Source organism: Streptomyces sp. BR1 (genome assembly GCF_052373795.1).
Lineage (GTDB): Bacteria > Actinomycetota > Actinomycetes > Streptomycetales > Streptomycetaceae > Streptomyces.
Map to the genome: position 1 here is coordinate 1,323,937 of NZ_CM126252.1, position 18,515 is coordinate 1,342,451.

Annotated in this window: 10 protein-coding genes; 5 read left to right on the forward strand and 5 right to left on the reverse strand. The window is 65.7% G+C overall.

What is annotated here, in order from left to right; translation table 11 throughout:
* The first annotated feature begins 38 nt into the window (after window positions 1-38).
* Together ACT1U9_RS05945 and ACT1U9_RS05950 are read left to right on the forward strand one after the other, a co-directional pair.
* On the forward strand, window positions 39-1,001 hold the full coding sequence (locus ACT1U9_RS05945) for an FG-GAP repeat domain-containing protein (protein ID WP_444537324.1): 963 nt from the start codon (window positions 39-41) through the stop codon (window positions 999-1,001).
* Between the two features lie 253 nt (window positions 1,002-1,254).
* Entirely contained in the window at window positions 1,255-2,193 is a 939-nt protein-coding gene (locus ACT1U9_RS05950) for an FG-GAP repeat domain-containing protein (protein WP_444537325.1), read from the forward strand.
* 264 nt (window positions 2,194-2,457) lie between these two features.
* Here the strand turns inward: ACT1U9_RS05950 and ACT1U9_RS05955 are convergent, their stop codons facing one another.
* The gene (locus ACT1U9_RS05955; RefSeq protein WP_444539018.1) at window positions 2,458-3,657 is read right to left on the reverse strand and encodes an RNA-guided endonuclease InsQ/TnpB family protein; all 1,200 of its coding nucleotides are present in this window, start codon (window positions 3,655-3,657) and stop codon (window positions 2,458-2,460) included.
* A 50-nt stretch (window positions 3,658-3,707) separates the two neighbouring features.
* Between ACT1U9_RS05955 and tnpA the strand changes: the two genes are divergently transcribed.
* Window positions 3,708-4,133 carry an IS200/IS605 family transposase gene (gene tnpA, locus ACT1U9_RS05960; RefSeq protein ID WP_444537326.1) on the forward strand — a complete coding sequence of 142 codons (426 nt, stop codon included), beginning with the start codon at window positions 3,708-3,710 and terminating at the stop codon, window positions 4,131-4,133.
* Window positions 4,134-4,495: 362 nt separating this feature from the next.
* Here the strand turns inward: tnpA and ACT1U9_RS05965 are convergent, their stop codons facing one another.
* Together ACT1U9_RS05965 and ACT1U9_RS05970 are read right to left on the reverse strand one after the other, a co-directional pair.
* The gene (locus ACT1U9_RS05965; RefSeq protein ID WP_444537327.1) at window positions 4,496-6,088 is read right to left on the reverse strand and encodes an FG-GAP-like repeat-containing protein; all 1,593 of its coding nucleotides are present in this window, start codon (window positions 6,086-6,088) and stop codon (window positions 4,496-4,498) included.
* A 100-nt stretch (window positions 6,089-6,188) separates the two neighbouring features.
* Entirely contained in the window at window positions 6,189-6,719 is a 531-nt protein-coding gene (locus ACT1U9_RS05970) for a hypothetical protein (protein WP_444537328.1), read from the reverse strand.
* A 304-nt stretch (window positions 6,720-7,023) separates the two neighbouring features.
* Here ACT1U9_RS05970 and ACT1U9_RS05975 point away from each other — a divergent pair, with 304 nt between their 5' ends.
* Window positions 7,024-11,076: a polymorphic toxin-type HINT domain-containing protein gene (locus ACT1U9_RS05975; RefSeq protein WP_444537329.1), complete on the forward strand. Its 4,053-nt coding sequence runs from the start codon at window positions 7,024-7,026 to the stop codon at window positions 11,074-11,076.
* Between the two features lie 861 nt (window positions 11,077-11,937).
* Here the strand turns inward: ACT1U9_RS05975 and acnA are convergent.
* The gene (gene acnA / locus ACT1U9_RS05980) at window positions 11,938-14,652 is read right to left on the reverse strand and encodes an aconitate hydratase AcnA (RefSeq protein WP_444537330.1); all 2,715 of its coding nucleotides are present in this window, start codon (window positions 14,650-14,652) and stop codon (window positions 11,938-11,940) included.
* Between the two features lie 469 nt (window positions 14,653-15,121).
* On the opposite strand from acnA, the gene ACT1U9_RS05985 reads away from it, so the two are divergent.
* Window positions 15,122-16,648, forward strand: coding sequence for a helix-turn-helix domain-containing protein (locus ACT1U9_RS05985; protein ID WP_444537331.1), 1,527 nt, complete (start codon window positions 15,122-15,124; stop codon window positions 16,646-16,648).
* A gap of 128 nt (window positions 16,649-16,776) precedes the next feature.
* On the opposite strand, the gene ACT1U9_RS05990 is transcribed toward ACT1U9_RS05985, so the two are convergent.
* On the reverse strand, window positions 16,777-18,369 hold the full coding sequence (locus tag ACT1U9_RS05990) for an acyl-CoA carboxylase subunit beta (RefSeq protein ID WP_444537332.1): 1,593 nt from the start codon (window positions 18,367-18,369) through the stop codon (window positions 16,777-16,779).
* Window positions 18,370-18,515 lie beyond the last annotated feature (146 nt).

Genomic DNA, 18,515 nt, shown 5'->3' on the forward strand with positions numbered 1-18,515 from the left:
GTGCCGCGTCACCTCTCGTCGAGACTCTGGAGAGATACGTGGCCAAGACTTCGGCCAAGATTTCTGGGCGTACGCGTGGGCGGATATCCGCCCGTCTCGCCGCAGCGGCGGTCGCCGCGGCACTCGTCGGCACCGGCGCCTCCGCGTTCGCCGCCGACAGCCCCACCCCCGGCACCGTCTCCAAGGCGTCGGTGCGGGCCGCGGCGAAGAAGGCCATCGCCGCCAGGAGCGGCGCCGCGCGCGCGGACGGCGACCCGAACGGCGCCTACCCGGTCTTCCCGCTCCGGGGCGTGGACCGCTCCGGCAACGAGTTCGCCTATCTGCCCGACTTCGAGGGCGGCTTCTCGGCCCGTATGCAGATGGACGAGGGCCAGGGCGGCGTCAAGAACGCCGCGCAGGTCGACAACGACGCCGACGGCGCCCCGGACGGCACCTGGAAGTGGGACACGAAGGGCAACATGACCTTCGAGCCCCTCACCGACCTCACCACGGTGCCGGTGGGCGGCGGCTGGAACATCTACGACACGATCCTCTCCCCCGGCAACCTGGGCGGCGCCCAGGGCGGCGACCTCCTCGGCCGCGACGCGTCCGGCACGCTGTGGCTCTACCTGGGCTACGGCAACGGCAAGCTGACCTCCCGTTACAAGGTCGGTGGCGGCTGGGGCCAGTACACCGCGCTCGCCGGAAACGGCGACCTGACGGGCGACGGCAAGCCCGACATCGTCGCGCGCGACAAGTCCGGCACGCTGTGGCTCTACAAGGGCACCGGCAACTACAGGGCCCCCTTCGAGCCCCGCACCAAGATCGGCGGCGGCTGGAACATCTACAACGCCATCGTCTCCTCGGGCGATGTGGACCTCGACGGCAAGACCGACCTGGTGGCGCGCGACAACGCGGGCGCGCTGTGGCTGTACCGGGGCACGGGGGACGCGGAGGCGCCGTACAAGCCTCGCGTGAAGATCGGCAACGGCGGCTGGAACACCTACCGGTTGCTCTTCTGATTGCTGTTTGATTGCTGTTCCGACCGTCGCCACAACCGGAGGGTCGTGTTCCAGACTCAGGGGGTGCGGCTCTTTTGCTCCATATCGGGATACAGGGGGTAAACACCTGGCGAGAAACGGCTGTTGACTTGGTCCCCTTCAGCCTCGTGCGGGTTGACAGGTAAAGGAGTCGTGAAACGATTCCGCTGAACTCGTGACTCGGCTCACCACGTGAGTCGTGTCGCGTCTCATATCTCAACCAATGGAGACATACGTGGCCAAGATCTCTGGCCGTAAGCGTGGGCGGATAGCTACCCGTCTCGCTGCCGCGGCGGTTACCGCCGCCCTCGTCGGCACCGGCGCCACCGCGTTCGCCGCCGACAACCCGACGGCGAAGCCCTTCAAGGCTCCGACCGCCAAGCCCGCCAAGGGGCTCAAGGGTGCGGCCAACACCCCGGCCTCCGCGCCCGGCGACGCGCCGGCGTTCGGCCTGTTCGGCATCGACAAGTCGGACACCGCGTACTTCTACGCCCCCGACGGCAACGGCGGCCTGGAGTCGCGCGTCGGCTTCGACGGCAACACCGGCTGGAACCTCAAGTGGGTCGGCCAGGTCGACAACGACGCCGACAACCTGGCGGACGGCATCTGGCAGGCCGACTACAACGGCAACCTGTCCTACGCCGCGGCCGACGGCTCCGCCCCCTGGAAGGTCGGCGGCGGCTGGAACATCTACAACACCCTGCTGTCCCCGGGCAACCTGGGCGGCGCCGGTGCCGGTGACCTCCTCGGCCGTGACAACTCGGGCATGCTGTACCTGTACCTGGGTTACGGCAACGGCAAGATGACGTCCCGCTACACCGTGGGCGGCGGCTGGGGCCAGTACACGGCCCTCGCCGGCAACGGCGACCTGACCGGTGACGGCAAGGCCGACATCGTGGCGCGCGGCGGCGACGGCACGCTGTGGCTGTACGAGGGCACGGGCAACTACAAGGCCCCGTTCAAGTCCCGCACGAAGATCGGTGGCGGCTGGAACATCTACAACGCCATCTTCGCCCCGGGCGACATCGACATGGACGGCAAGGCCGACCTCATCGCCCGCGACAACGCGGGTGCGCTGTGGCTGTACAAGGGCACCGGCAACGCCGCGGCCCCGTTCCAGTCCCGCGTGAAGATCGGCTCGGGCGGCTGGAACACGTACCGGCTGTTCTTCTGATCCGATCCGATCCGGTCGATCCGACCTGATCAGATCTGATCCGACTTGACGGAGGGTCGCACCGCTTCGGCGGTGCGGCCCTTCGGCGTTGCCAGGGGAGGCAACGCCAACCGGACGTGACGATTCCCGCACAAACCTGTTTGGAAGATGTGAGAAACCCGTGAAACGATCTCGTTGATCCCGTGACGGGCCTCATGCCATGAGGCGCGCCCACGTCTCAACAACTCCGTGACTCCTCCCCCTCTCCAAGAAGGGGGCTTCTCGCTATACCGGTTGGGCTTCGCGACGGACCAGCCCGGCCCGTAGAACGTTGAGAGCACCGACTGTGTCCGCATGCGCGGTGTGGCCGCAGGCGACGCAGTGGAACCTTTCCTGGGAGGGCCGGTTCTCCTTGGCTATGTGCCCGCATTCGGGGCACCGCCGGGAGGTGTTGCGAGGGTCCACGGCCATCACTTCTCGCCCGGCGCTTTCAGCCTTGGCGTGCAGGATCGCGAGGAACACCCCCCATCCGGCATCGGCGATCGAACGGTTCAGCCCGGCCTTCGCGCTCACCCCGTTGGGCAGGAAGACGCCCGGAGTCTCGGGATCGGGCTTCGGCGCGGGGGCCTTGCTCATGTTGCGGATCTTGAGGTCTTCGTGCGCGATGAAGTCATGCTCACGGACCAGGTCCAGCGCGGTCTTGTGCGCGTGGTCGAGCCGCTGGCGGCGTACCTTGCCGTGTAGCCAGGCAACCTTCGCCACAGCTTTACGCCGCCGCTTCGATCCGCGCTTACACCGGGCGAGTCCCTGCTGTGCAGCTTCGAGTTTCGCGGCGGCCTTGCGGCCGTGACGCGGGTTGGGGACGAACGCGCCGTTCGAGTCGGCGAGGAAGTTGGTCAGGCCCAGGTCAATACCGACCATGGTGCCCGTCGCAGGCAGCGGCTCCGGCTGTTCCTGCTCGGCAGTCAGGACCACAAACCAGCGTGAGCCCTCGCGCTTGACGCTGACCGTCTTGACCTTGCCGACCACCGGCCGGTGCTGGTGCACCCTGACGTGTCCCACGCCCTGAAAGCGGACGCGGATGACCGGGTCATGCGGAGTCGAGTCCCAGCGACAGCCGTCGCCATCCCTGGGGAAGTCCACGGTGTCGAACCAGTTGGTGCCACGGAAGCGCGGATATCCCGGCTTGTCCCCGGCCTTGATCCGGCGGAAGAACGCAGCGAACGCCTTGTCGAGACGGCGAAGGGTGGCCTGCTGGCTGGAGAACGACCAACGGCCCTGACGCTCGGGATCGACTGCGCGGATGTCCTTGAGCTGCACGGACTGCATCCCATACGTGATGCTCGTCTTCGAGGGGTGACGGTAGGCGTCGCGGCGTTCCTGCAACGCGCCGTTGTAGAGCGAGCAGTGATCACGCAGCATCTCGCCGAGCGCGATCGTCTGGCCCACGGTGGGCCGCATGAGGAACTTGTACGCACGGATCATCCAGCCCACCCCCATCTGGTCTGGTTCGTTGACCATACTACGTTTGGTCTATGTCACCACGGTGGAAACCAAACCCCGGTATACGCCGGGGCCGTCACGTCATCTGCTACCTGCACGCCCACTTGGTCTTTGTCACCAGGTACCGGCGCGATGTCTTCACTGACGACATGCTGACCAGGTGCGAAGAGATCATGCGCGATGTCTGCGAGAGGTTCGATGCCGAGCTACGCGAGTTCAACGGCGAAGAGGATCACGTGCACCTGCTCGTGCACTACGCGCCGAAGCTCTCTCTGTCCAAGCTGGTCAACAGCCTCAAGGGCGTCTCCTCCCGCTACCTGCGCCAGGAGTACACCGGCACAACGAACCAGGCGATCACGCACGGCCTCTGGGCACCCTCATACTTCGCCGGGTCATGCGGCGGCGCATCGCTCCAGGTCGTGAAGGACTACGTCGAGAACCAGAAGCGGCCCACCTGACCGTCACGACGCAGACGCAGACGCAGAAAACTCCGGTGCTCCGCGCCTCCGCCCCCAGACACCGCATTCCCTCCCGGCTTGGGACAGAGATTCCCTGCAATGACCACAGATGCGCTGTGACAGCAAGACCGTCCTGATCGCGCGCGGCAACGACGGCACACTGTGGCGCTACTCGCGCGGGCGACGCCTCTGCCCCGTTCGAGTCCCACGTGAAGATCGGCACCGGTGGTTGGAAGACGTACAGCCCAGCTGTACTGATCCACGGGACTCATGGAGTCCTGAGCAGGTGAATGGGCCGCCCTCCTTGCGAGGAGGGCGGCCCATTCACTATTTCCCCAGTGAGGGTTCAAACATCAGGAGGCCTACGGCCACAGGGATGCACCGTCCGCGAACGCGGACTTGCCGTTGCCCTTGTAGAGCCTCAGTGCCTGCGTACCAGTCCACAGTCCCACGAGGTCGGACTTGCCGTCGCCGTTCACGTCTCCACCGAGAAGGGCGTTCGCGTTGGTCCACGACTTGTCGGCCCACATGGAGACACCATCGTCGAGCAGGCCCTGGGCGTTGCCGTAGTAGCCACGCAGTCCGCCGTCACTGGTGATGGCGGCGATGTCATCGCGACCGTCGCTGTTGAAGTCGCCGGTAGCTATCTGCTTCATCGGCTTCCACGTGCTGTCACGCCACATCTGACGCTTCTGGCCGCTGAGAGTGCCGTCGGCGTTGGTGGTGTACGAGTACAGCGAGCCGTCGCCCCAGACGGCAACCAATCCGTCACGGCCAGAGCTGTCTGCCTTGTAGCGGGCAACCTGCAGCATCGTCGACCAGGACCTGTCCGACCACATCTGCTTGCCGTCGACGAGACCGCCATCCGGCTTGCCCAGGTACAGACGCAGGCTTCCGTCATCCGCCACAGCTGCGATGTCGGCCAGACCGTCACCGTTGTAGTCGCCAGCAACAATCCGCTTCACCGAACCCCAGCTGAAATCCCACTTCCAAAGCATACGCCCGTACTCGAGAGTGCCGTTCGCGTTCGCATAGAAAACATTGAGCGAGCCGTCGTCGAATACCGCCGCCATGTCCGTACGGCCGTCGCGGTTGAAGTCCGCGGTCGTCGTCAGAGCGCTGAGAGTCGGAGGCTTGGCACGCCGACGAGTCTTCTGGATCCAGTCGCTCACATCTTCTACACGAGTCTCGACAGCCCCCGTGCGGGTCTCACTCTCACCGAAACAACCACCCTGCCAGGAACGGCTGTTGATGCCAACCAGCTCGACTTTGCCGGCCTTCTCTCGGAAGGCTGGAGCACCGGCGTCACCCTTGCAGAGGCTGGCACTGGAGTCAGTCTGCTTATCGATGCTGAAGCTGTCGCTGCCGACAGCACCAACCGAGAAGGTTCCCGTGTGGGGATTGTCCGGCACCCACTCGTCCCTGGTTCGCCCGAAGCCGACCACACGCAGCGACTCACCCTCCACAGGGGCAGTCGCAGCAATCTGAATTGGGACGGCACCGTCGCCGTGACGGAGCGCCGGTTCGAACCCGGTGTACTTGTCGCCACCGTTGATTATGCCCGAATACATCCTGGCCATGACCAGGTCACGGCCCTTCGCTGGAACAAGCTCGGCAATCTGCCCCTCAACGTTGACGGGCCTTCCCGGGCTGCCGCCCTCCTGGGTTACTCGAGCCTTCATCTTGGGCGCGCCAGCAGGGATGTCAAACCCCTGCTGAGGGTTCTCAGCGAAACAACTCGCTGCGGTGAGCACCCACTGCGGGTCCACCAGTGCACCGGAGCAGGTCCGCTGGCCGTCACCGATGTGAATCTTGACGGCGAACGAGTAGGCGCCGTCCTGGGCGGTGTCACCGGCAACCGCGCCGACAGGCGGGGCCGAAATCAGACCTGCCGCCATCGTGGTGGCAGCGAGCAGGCCCGTGGTCCACGCAGCGCGTGAACTTCTGGCAAGCATGTGTGTCCTCTAGGAGTGTTTTGGGACAACGGATGTGCAGCAAGCTCTTGCAGGCCCTGCTCGACCACCCGTGTCAGAGATGCAGGTGAGGTGAGGCGAGTCAGCCGGTGACGCGGAGTTCGACCAGCATGGTGGGCTCGCCAGTAGTGCCCTCACCAACACTCTTGTAGCCCTTGTTCACATCGATGTTCACATCGACGGTCTGACGGGACTTGCCTCCATCGCTGCTGAGGTCAGCACTGATGGGGTGGCCTCCCGTTTCCAAGGCCCAGACCTCGTCGATCTTCAGAGTGAGGTACCCGGTTTTGGCGGTGACCCGGAAGCAGAATCCCGAGTCCGGTCCACCGTTCCGCTTCCACACCTTGATCTGCTCAGGCGAGCCGTCGCAGGAGTCGGCCAGAAGGATGTGACCATCCCCCTTGATCAGCTTAATCTTCTTGTCCGCCTCGAGCTTCGCCGCTCCGGGGTATTCGAAGTCTTCAACCGTCGAGGGCGGAGCCGTCGCTGCATCAGCCACCACTCCGGCCGACGCTCGCGAAGACGGAGCCGAGGCCAAGGCGGGCACACTGATGGCAGCTGCCAGCGCGCCCGCACCCCCGACAATAAGCAGCTTGCGGATGAGAGAGGTCACCGATGTCCTTCCGGGCATGGGTGACTGCATATTGCGCCCCCCAGCACATGTAATGAATACGTAAATCCCCGAGCTCAAAATAGCCGACCAACATCGCTGGATGTCAACGTGACAAGCTTCACAGGAACTTCACAGGTCGTCAGATCTCTGGCTGAAACTCGCTGGATCAGGGGCTCAGCTGGTGCGGTGCCTACGTACTCAAGCCCTCGCCCCATAGGTAGCCCAGTGAGCGACCTAAGAGATCTTGGCTTGATACTCCGTCAGCAGCACAGTTGAGGTGAAGGTAAAGTAAAGACTGACAGTTATGCTCTCGACGCCGAAATGCGGCAGCTGGCAACTCGCGTTGCCAGTCAGCGAGATGAGTGTCGCTTTGAAACGAAGAGTGCGTTCGCGAGGAATCAGGGGGAGGGCATCGCGTGCGATACGCGCCCTGCACCTGAGCCTGCTGTCCACCGCCCTTCTGGTGGGCCTGCTCGGATCCACCCCTGTCATCGCCGTTGGAACCGGCGCTTCGGACACGGATGCCGGATCAATTCCTCCCACTGATCGGGGGCAAGTCCTCGAACTGTGGAAGACCGGCGGGACCGGCATGAAGGCCGCGGCAGAAGCCGCCCTGACCGGCACCGATGACGAAGTCAAGCACTTCCTGGAGCAGGTCAAGGGCGAGAAGGAACTCGAAGACAACCAGGTAGCCGCTGCTCAACTCATCAACGTTGGTGGGCGGGCAGTCCAGGATGCGGCCCTGAAGGCCCTCCATGGCACTCCGGATGAGCTGAAGGCGTTCCTCAAAGAAGGCTGGAAAACTCCGCTCGAAGAGGACCAGAAGGTCCGTGTGGCCCAGGTCATCAATGCAGGCGGGCGGGGCGCCCAGGAAGCCGGTCGCAAGGCGCTGAACGGCTCTGCCGAGGACATCGATGCGTTTCTTGAGCAAGGTCAGTACGCCCAACGGGACGACGATGACCGTGTTCAGCTTGCACAGATCCTGAGTATCGGCGGGCCCAATGTGCTAGCCGCTGGGCGGATCGCGCTGAAGGGAACGGCGGACGACGTCCGAGAATTCCTTCAGGTGGGCCAGTACGTTGCACGTTCTCGTGACCAAGAACAGGCCACTGTAGCCCAGTTGGCCGTCCAGGCTCGCGAGGCCGGTCGCCAGGCCGCCGCCGAGACCGAGGCGGCCAAGGATGCCTCCGCACGCGCTGTCACCGCCTCGAAACAGGCCAAGAAGGACGCCGAGAAGGCGGCCGCTGAAACTGCGGCCGCCAAGGGGGACGCCGATACAGCAGCGGCCAAGGCCAAGGAAGCCGCCACTGCGGCCAACCAAGCAGCAACCGCAGCCCAGCAAGCCATCGATGCGGCACGTGCCGCCAACAACTCGGCTCGCATAGCCGCGAATGCTGCCGCCCAGGCAGCTTCAGCCGCCGCCGGTGCGGCTCAGGCGGCCTCTCGAGCCCAGAGTGCTGCCGCTGAAGCAGCCAACGACAAGACGAAGGCATCAGCGGCGCGTCAAGCAGCGGAGGGCGCCCGTACCGCAGCCAAGGGCGCGCATCTGGCAGCCGACGCGGCCAACCAGGCCAGTGTCGCCGCATCCGCTGCCGGGGACGCCGCGCTCGCCGCGCTCAGCGCCGGCGGCAATGCCAACGACGCCGCGGACGCGGCCGAGCAGGCCAGCAGCTATCTCAACCAGGCCGACGGCAGCGCCGCCGAGGCGAAGGAAGCCGCTTCAGCGGCCCGTCGGCACGCAAAGGAAGCCAATCGCGCCGCCCTCGCCGCAGAGGCGCTGGCGCGCAAGGCCGCGACCGCTGCCGGGCAGTCGCGTGATGCGGCCAACTCCGCCGCCACACACGCGGAGAACGCGGCCAAAGCGGCTGACGACGCAGCCACCCATGCAGGCGAGGCCGCCCACGCCGCAGACGAGGCCGCAGCCCATGCCAAGGCTGCGCAGGACGCCGCCGACGCAGCAAGTGCGGCCGTCGCCAAGGCTCAGTCCACCCACGATCTGGCCCGCCAGGTCGAGACCGAGGGACTGACCACCCGGACCAACGAGGGCATTGAGCGGGCTCGGGACCTCAAGGGCGAGGACGAGAAGCGCAAGAAGAAGCAGGCGAAGGCGACACAGGATGCCAAGGACTTCGAAGCCGAAGCACAGCGTCTGACCGCCGAAGCGAATCAATCGGGAACCGACCTCAAGACGCTAGCAGCCAAGGGCCGCATGGCCGCGCTGCTTGCGGTGAAGGTACGCGGCCAGTGGGGCGTGGCTGCTGCGGAGGCCGCACTGGCCGGCTCGGACACAGACGTCGCCGACTATGTACGGACGGGTTGGAAGGACGCCAACGAGCAGGACGAGCGCGACCAAGTCGAGGACTTGGCCGAGGAAAGCCCGCTCAAGTCGGTACGGGACGCCGCGGAAGGGGCGCTCAAGGGCGATGCGGCTTCGATCACCTCGTTCCTGACCACGGGCCAGTACCAGGCATCCGCAGATGACCTGAGAGTCCACATCGCCCAAATCATCAACACCGGTGGCCGCGGGGTACAGGAGGCAGGCCGAGCCGCCCTCAACTCCGGAAACACAGACAAGTTCCGCGAGTTCATCGCCACCACTCAGTACACCCAGCGCACTGAGGACGAGCGCGTTCGCGCAGCGCAGCTGATCGACAGCGGCGGCCCGGAAGTGCAGGCGGCGGCTCGCATCGCGCTGGAAGGTCCCGCTCAGCAGCTGCACGCGTTCATAGAATCGGGGCAGTACAAGGCACAGCAGCAGGACCTTCTCGCCACCACTCACGCCGCGCAGATCCAGCAGCTGATCTCCGAAGCGGCCGGCGTCGCGGCCACCGCCCAGCAGAATGCTGCCGAAGCGTCCAAGGCTGCGGCCGACGCTCGCAAGGCTGACACAGAAGCCGCAGGCTATGCCGCGAAGGCCAAAACCTCGGAAAACCAAGCCAAGAACTACGCGAAGCAGGCGGCCAATTCCGCTGCGGAGGCGGAAGCTTCCGCAGCCAGAGCGGCAGCTTCCGCCAAGACCGCGCGCCAGGCGGCAGCCGACGCCGAGCAGGCATCGAGCAGGGCAACTGAATCAGCGGCCGAGGCAGAGATCTCGGCGCAAGGGGCACGCTACTCCGCTGCCACCGCGTGGAGCGCGGCCAACGAGGCCCGCGCCTCTGCCACAGCTGCTGGCAAGGACGCTGAAACCGCTCACAAGGCGGCCATCGAGGCTTTCAATACAGCAAAGACGAAGCTGAGAGTCGAGCGAGAAGCCGAGCGGAAAGCTGCCCAGGATCCCGGGGCCGAAGCCCGTGAGCGGTATCGCTGTGGAATCCTCGGGTGCGAAGCTGTGGAAAACCCGGGCCGCTGGTGCCAGCATCACGAAGCATACTGCGATGTACTCGCGCGAGCGCCAGCTGTCGAAGCAACAGTCAATCTGCTGTGGAAGACAGAGAAGGATCTCGCTGGAATCGGCCAGCTCGAGGACTGCGGGAACTACGATATGGGTGCTTGCATCCAACTCGTGCAGGACGCAACCCTCAAATCGAAGATGCGACTCTTCAAGAGGGCAGCAGAAGCGATCGATGACGCGACGCACAGGCCTAGCAGCAAATGCACAAAGTGCTTCTTGGCTGGCACCAAGGTACTAATGGGGAATCGCTCCACGAAAAACATCGAGGATATTCGAGAAGGGGACGAAGTTCTCGCGACGAATCCGGTCACAGGAGTATCGGCTCAACGCAGAGTAACCCGCCTAATCGTCACGGAAGACGATAAGCACTTCAACGAGCTGACGATCGCCACCGCGCACGGGGCCAAAAAGATCATCGCCACCTACGAACATCCGTTCTGGAGCCCCTCGGGGCATCGCTGGCTCCCGGCCAATGAGCTCAAGCCCGGGACGAGCCTTCTGAGTAGCGACGGGCACTCCGTTGCCGTAGAGGCCAACCGCGCCTTCGACAAGCACGCACGCACGTACAACCTCACAGTCGAGGGTATCCACACGTACTACGTGCTGGCTGAAGATACACCTGTCCTGGTACACAACAGCGACTACTGTGACCTCGTTGGGCCTACGAGGGCTACCCATATCCTCGATGGCGACACTAGCGGAGGCGGCCATCGCTACCCTGGATTGCCGGGCAAGACTCCGTTTCCGCAGAGCTGGAGCGACAGTCAAATCCTCAATAATATTTCCGAGGTTGCCACTAACCCGCACTCAACCTGGACGTGGCAGCGGGGTGCAACTGGCTCCACCCTCACGAAGAAGGGTCTGCCATCGAGGGTCGCAATCTTTGGAACGGTCGACGGTGTGCAACTACGCGTAATTTACGAGCCCCTAACCGACACAATTATCACGGCGCATCCCTGGCCCTAGGTGGCCCGGAGAAGTGAGGGTGGGGAAGTATAATACATATGCAACTGCCCTGCCTAAGATCAAGGCCGGGTATCGAAGGGAGCATGGGCAGGATGAGTAGAACCAATTTTTCCGCCGAGCAGGAGGCGCTGTGGAATCGAGTTAGAAAGACTCTCGAAACCGCAGCTTCCATCCTAGTTCCCGATGGTTCGAGCGAAGCTCTGGCCGACTATCGCGACTTTCTCTCTCGAAACGAGCTTGAACTTGCATTCGATGAGCTAGTCGCTGCGGGCGACGACCTGGAGCCAAGTATTCAGTTCTGGTTCCTACTTGATTCCGCCGCTCGAGAAATGCAACTCTACTCAGCCGCTCTAAATGTGCCACATCTGACAAGTGCCGACATCTGCAGACGCCATGTCGCAGTTCATTCGGAGACATCAGCCGGGTAGCACTGAGCATTCCGCATGCCCCGTGAGCCCTGCTAGCGTGACTCGTATGGCAGGGCTCACGGGTGCTTGGCACAGCCCGGACTCAACCGATGGCGTAGCCGACACCAGTTAACTGGCAAGACCGCTCGGTGCCATTGCACGATGGCCGCAGCAACGTGAAAGTAAGCGGTAAACACGCAGGGAGCGACTGGCAACGGGCGTGGGTCGAGACGGTGCGGACGCAGCGTCATTGCGGCCTGATACGTGGTGAGCCGCTCAGTTCTGAGCCATCGGCTCGCTTAGAGCTGGAGCTACGCCGCAGGCCCGCTGCCTCACGGTGAGGATGAATTGCACCACGGACTGGCCAACTTGCCCGGATTTTGAACAGAGAAGGGCCGCACTCCACCAGGGGAATGCAGCCCTCCTGCATTTCAGGCCAAGGCCCGAGCAGTGCCTACTTGCGGATCAGGTTCCGCAGCACGTACTGCATGATGCCGCCGTTGCGGTAGTAGTCCGCCTCGCCGGGGGTGTCGATGCGGACCACCGCGTCGAACTCCACGCCCGTGTCGGTGGTGACCTTCACCGTGCGCGGGGTCGTGCCGTTGTTGAGCTCCTCCACGCCCGTGAACGAGAAGGTCTCCTCGCCCGTCAGGCCCAGCGAGGACGCCGAGGTGCCCTCCGGGAACTGGAGCGGCAGGACGCCCATGCCGATGAGGTTCGAGCGGTGGATGCGCTCGTAGGACTCGGCGATGACGGCCTTGACGCCGAGCAGCGCGGTGCCCTTGGCGGCCCAGTCGCGGGACGAGCCGGAGCCGTACTCCTTGCCCGCCAGGATCACCAGCGGGATGCCGGCGGCCTGGTAGTTCTGCGAGGCGTCGTAGATGAACGACACCGGCGCGTCGGCCTGGGTGAAGTCGCGGGTGAAGCCGCCCTCGGTGCCCGGCGCGATCTGGTTGCGCAGGCGGATGTTGGCGAACGTGCCGCGGATCATGACCTCGTGGTTGCCACGGCGCGAGCCGTAGGAGTTGAAGTCACGACGGCCCACGCCGTGCTCCGTGAGGTACTTGCCGGCCGGGGTGTCGGCCTTGATCGCACCGGCCGGGGAGATGTGGTCGGTGGTGACCGAGTCGCCCAGCTTGGCCAGAACGCGCGCGCCGGCGATGTCGGAGACCGGGGTGGTCTCCATCGTCATGCCCTCGAAGTAAGGGGGCTTGCGCACGTAGGTGGACTGCGGGTCCCACTCGAAGGTGTTGCCGGTGGGGATCGGCAGCGCCTGCCACTGCGCGTCACCCGCGAACACGTCCTGGTAGGACTTGTTGAACATGTCCTCGCCGATGGCGTTGGCCACGACGTCGTTGACCTCGGCCTCGGTCGGCCAGATGTCCTTCAGGAAGACGTCGTTGCCGTCCGCGTCCTGGGCGATGGCGTCGCGCGTGATGTCGACCTTCATCGAACCGGCGATGGCGTACGCGACGACCAGCGGCGGGGACGCCAGGTAGTTCATCTTGACGTCGGGGTTGATCCGGCCCTCGAAGTTGCGGTTGCCGGAGAGCACCGAGGTGACCGCGAGGTCGTGCTCGTTGACCGCCTTCGAGATCTCCTCGTCCAGCGGACCGGAGTTGCCGATGCAGGTGGTGCAGCCGTACCCGACGAGGTTGAAGCCCATCTTGTCGAGGTACGGGGTCAGGCCGGACTTGTCGAAGTAGTCCGTGACGACCTTCGAGCCCGGGGCGAGCGTGGTCTTGACCCACGGCTTGCGGGTCAGGCCCTTCTCGACCGCCTTCTTCGCGACGAGGGCCGCGGCCACCATCACGTACGGGTTCGAGGTGTTGGTGCAGGAGGTGATCGCGGCGACGGTGACGGCGCCGTGGTCGATCTCGTACGAGGTGCCGTCGGCGGCGACCACCGTGGTCGGGCGGGTCGGCACGCCGTTGGTCGCGGCCGGGGCGTCGGAGGCCGGGAAGGACTCCTGGCCCGCCTCGTCGGCGGTGTCCACGTAGTTGCGGACGTCCTGCGCGAACTGCTGCGAGGCGTTGGCGAGGACGATGCGGTCCTGCGGGCGCTTCGGGCCGGCGATGGAGGGGACGACCGTGGAGAGGTCGAGGTCCAGCTTCTCGGAGAAGTCGGGCTCGGCGGCCGGGTCGAGCCAGAGGCCCTGCTCCTTGGCGTACGCCTCGACGAGCGCGACCTGCTGCTCGGAGCGGCCGGTCAGCTTCAGGTAGTTCAGGGTCTCGCCGTCGATCGGGAAGATCGCGGCGGTGGAGCCGAACTCCGGCGACATGTTGCCGATGGTGGCGCGGTTGGCGAGCGAGGTCGCGGCCACACCCTCACCGTAGAACTCGACGAACTTGCCGACGACGCCGTGCTGGCGCAGCATCTCGGTGATCGTGAGGACCAGGTCGGTGGCGGTGGTGCCCGGGTTCAGCTCACCGGTCAGCTTGAAGCCGACGACGCGCGGGATGAGCATGGAGACCGGCTGGCCGAGCATCGCGGCCTCGGCCTCGATGCCGCCGACGCCCCAGCCCAGCACACCGAGGCCGTTGACCATGGTGGTGTGCGAGTCGGTGCCGACGAGGGTGTCGGGGTACGCCTGGCCGTTACGGACCATGACGGTGCGGGCCAGGTGCTCGATGTTGACCTGGTGGACGATGCCGGTGCCCGGCGGGACGACCTTGAAGTCGTCGAAGGCGGTCTGGCCCCAGCGCAGGAACTGGTAGCGCTCCTTGTTGCGGCCGTACTCCAGCTCCACGTTCTGTGCGAACGCGTCCTTGGTGCCGAACTTGTCGGCGATGACGGAGTGGTCGATGACCAGCTCGGCCGGGGAGAGCGGGTTGACCTTCGCCGGGTCGCCACCGAGCTCCTTGACGGCCTCACGCATGGTGGCGAGGTCGACGACACACGGAACACCGGTGAAGTCCTGCATGATCACGCGGGCCGGCGTGAACTGGATCTCCTGGCTGGGCTGCGCCTGGGAGTCCCAGCCGCCGAGCGCCCGGATGTGGTCGGCGGTGATGTTCGCGCCGTCCTCGGTACGGAGCAGGTTCTCCAGCAGGACCTTCAGGCTGTAAGGGAGGCGCGCGGCGCCCTCGACCTTGTCCAGCCGGAAGATCTCGTACGACTCGTCGCCCACCTGCAGCGTGCTGCGGGCGTCGAAGCTGTTCGCCGACACGACAGTCTCCTTCATATATGTGCGCGTTCCACCGCAATCCTGCCGCCACGCCGGATAGCCAATCCGCTAAGGTAAGGCTAAGTTAGGTAGCCCTTACCGCCATACTCGACGATGGCGTGCGGCTGCAGTGCGCCTCGGCAGATATCTCGATGTCGAGATAACTCTAGTACATGGGCGGCCACTGGTCATGCGCGACCACGCGCCCTGCTGCACCCGGGGTACCCGAAGCGCGTCCTCACGCTCGCCCGGCGGCACGAGTACGCGCACCCGGAGTGGAACGGAAGAACGTGGGTAGCGGCACCCGAGTGGAGTCGGATGCTCGCCTTCCGGTTGCTGGCCGGCGGGCGGCGGCGCAGCATCGGAACTGACGGTGTCTCACCCCAGCCCCACACACGCTCTCCGCATACGCCCCACCCGAACGGCGCACCCCAGCGCGAATCTCATCTCATATGTGAGATAACCTGCCGCCATGTCAGACGACTACCTCGTACGTATCGGCAAGCTCATCCGTGACGCCCGGCAGCACCGGGGCTGGACACAGACGCAGTTGGCCGAGGCTCTGGGCACCAGCCAGAGCGCGGTGAACCGTATCGAGCGCGGGAACCAGAACATCAGCCTTGAGATGATCGCCCGCATCGGTGAAGCACTCGACAGTGAGATCGTCTCGCTCGGCTACGCCGGGCCCATGCATCTGCGGGTGGTCGGCCGGCGCCGGCTGTCCGGTTCCATCGACGTCAAGACGAGCAAGAACGCGTGCGTGGCGCTGCTCTGCGGCTCGCTGCTCAACAAGGGCCGTACGGTACTGCGCCGGGTGGCCCGTATCGAAGAGGTCTTCCGGCTGCTCGAAGTCCTCAACTCCATCGGCGTCCGCACCCGCTGGATCAACGAGGGCGTCGACCTGGAGATCGTGCCGCCCGCCGACCTCGACATGGACGGCATGGACGCGGAGGCCGCGCGCCGCACCCGCTCCATCATCATGTTCCTCGGCCCGCTGCTGCACCGTATGGACCACTTCAAGCTGCCGTACGCGGGCGGCTGCGACCTCGGTACGCGGACCATCGAGCCGCACATGATCGCCCTGCGCCGGTTCGGCCTGGACATCACGGCCACCGAGGGCATCTACCACGCCGAGGTGACCCGGACGACCCCCGACCGCCCGATCGTCCTGACCGAACGCGGCGACACGGTGACCGAGAACGCGCTGCTCGCCGCCGCCCGCCACGACGGCGTGACCGTCATCCGCAACGCGTCCTCCAACTACATGGTCCAGGACCTGTGCTTCTTCCTTGAGGCGCTGGGCGTACGGGTCGACGGCGTCGGCACCACGACCCTCACCGTGCACGGCGTACCGAACATCGACGTCGATGTGGACTACTCCCCCTCCGAGGACCCGGTCGAGGCGATGAGCCTGCTGGCCGCCGCCGTCGTCACCGAGTCGGAGCTGACGATCCGCCGGGTGCCGATCGAGTTCCTGGAGATCGAGCTCGCGGTCCTGGAGGAGATGGGCCTCGACCACGACCGCTCGGCGGAGTACGTGGCCGACAACGCCCGTACGCGCCTGGTCGACCTGACGGTGCGGCCCTCCAAGCTGGAGGCGCCGATCGACAAGATCCACCCGATGCCGTTCCCGGGTCTGAACATCGACAACGTGCCGTTCTTCGCGGCGATCGCGGCGGTGGCCCAGGGCAAGACGCTCATCCACGACTGGGTCTACGACAACCGCGCCATCTACCTCACCGACCTCAACCGCCTCGGCGGCCGCCTCCAGCTCCTCGACCCGCACCGCGTGCTCGTCGAGGGCCCGACCCGCTGGCGCGCGGCCGAGATGATGTGCCCGCCCGCCCTGCGCCCGGCGGTGGTGGTCCTGCTCGCGATGATGGCGGCGGAGGGCACGTCCGTACTGCGGAACGTGTACGTCATCAACCGCGGCTACGAGGACCTGGCCGAGCGGCTCAACTCGGTGGGCGCGCAGATCGAGATCTTCCGCGACATCTGATGGCGCACCGCCCCGGCGGATGCGTATCGCCTGCCCGACCCGGCAGGAGCACCCGGCCCGGACCGCACCGGAGGGTGGCGGTCCGGGCCCCGGCCCCGATGGATGCCGGGCGGCCGTGAACGGGTCGGTCAGGCGGGCGGGTTGCCGTGCTTGCGGGCGGGCAGGTCGGCGTGCTTGGTCCGGAGCATGGCCAGGGAGTCGATCAGGACCTGCCGGGTCTCCGCCGGATCGATCACGTCGTCCACCAGACCGCGCTCGGCCGCGTAATAGGGGTGCATCAGCTCGGTCTGATACTCCTTCACCATCTGGGCGCGCATCGCCTCCGGGTCCTGCGCCTCCAGGATCTGCCGACGGAAGATCACGTTGGCCGCGCCCTCCGCGCCCATCACCGCGATCTCGTTCGTCGGCCAGGCGAACGTCAGGTCCGCACCGATCGACTGCGAATCCATCACGATGTACGCGCCCCCGTACGCCTTCCGCAGGACCAGCGAGATCCGCGGCACCGTCGCGTTGCAGTAGGCGTACAGCAGCTTCGCTCCGTGCCGGATGATCCCCCGGTGCTCCTGGTCCACCCCCGGCAGGAACCCCGGTACGTCCAGCAGCGTCACGATCGGGATGTTGAACGCATCGCACATCTGCACGAACCGGGCGGCCTTCTCGGACGCCTCGATGTCCAGCACCCCCGCCAGGAACTGCGGCTGATTCGCCACGATCCCCACCACCTGGCCGTCCAGCCGCGCCAGCGCACAGATGATGTTGCGCGCCCAGTGCTCGTGGATCTCCAGGTACTCCCCCTCGTCGACGATCTCCTCGATCACCTGACGCATGTCATAGGGACGGTTCCCGTCGGCCGGCACCACCTCAAGGAGTGCCTCGCTCCGGCGGTCCGCCGGATCCGCACAGGCCTCCGCCGGAGGGTGCTCCCGGTTGTTCGACGGCAGCATCGACAGCAGGTAGCGCACCTCTTCGATGCACGCCTCCTCGTCGTCGTACGCGAAGTGCGCCACGCCGGACGTCCCGGCGTGCACATCCGCACCGCCGAGGCCGTTCTGCGTGATCTCCTCCCCCGTGACCGCCTTCACCACGTCGGGGCCCGTGATGAACATCTGCGAGGTCTCACGCACCATGAACACGAAGTCCGTCAGCGCCGGGCTGTAGGCGGCGCCGCCCGCGCAGGGCCCGAGCATCACACTGATCTGCGGAATCACCCCCGACGCCCGCGTGTTGCGGCGGAAGATCCCCCCGTACCCGGCCAGGGCCGACACGCCCTCCTGGATACGCGCGCCCGCGCCGTCGTTGAGCGAGACGAGCGGAGCGCCCGCCGCGATCGCCATGTCCATGATCTTGTGGATCTTCGCCGCGTGCGCCTCTCCCAGCGCCCCGCCGAAGATCCGGAAGTCATGCGCGTAGACGAAGACCGTCCGGCCGTACACCGTTCCCCACCCGGTCACCACACCGTCCGTATACGGCTTCTTCGCCTCCAGCCCGAACCCCGAGGCGCGGTGCCGGCGCAGCTGCTCCACCTCGCGGAAGGAGCCCTCGTCCAGCAGCAGCCCGATGCGCTCCCGCGCCGTCAGTTTGCCTTTCGCGTGCTGCGCCTCGGTCGCCCGGTCGCTCGGTCCCCGCACCGCCCGTTCGCGGACGGCGTGCAGTTCCGCCGTCTTCCCGCTGATCGTCGTGGTGCCGCCGTACGCGAGGGAACTGTCCTGGGTTGCCGTCATGCGCCATCTCCACCCCGGCCCGGCGGTGCGGGCGCCTCTGCGGTCCACGGGCGTCGAACGCCCACGTCGCTCCATTGATACGACCGGCGCAATGAGTTCTCCACCATCAGCTCCCCCTATCCCGTGTGCGACCACCCCTAGAAAAG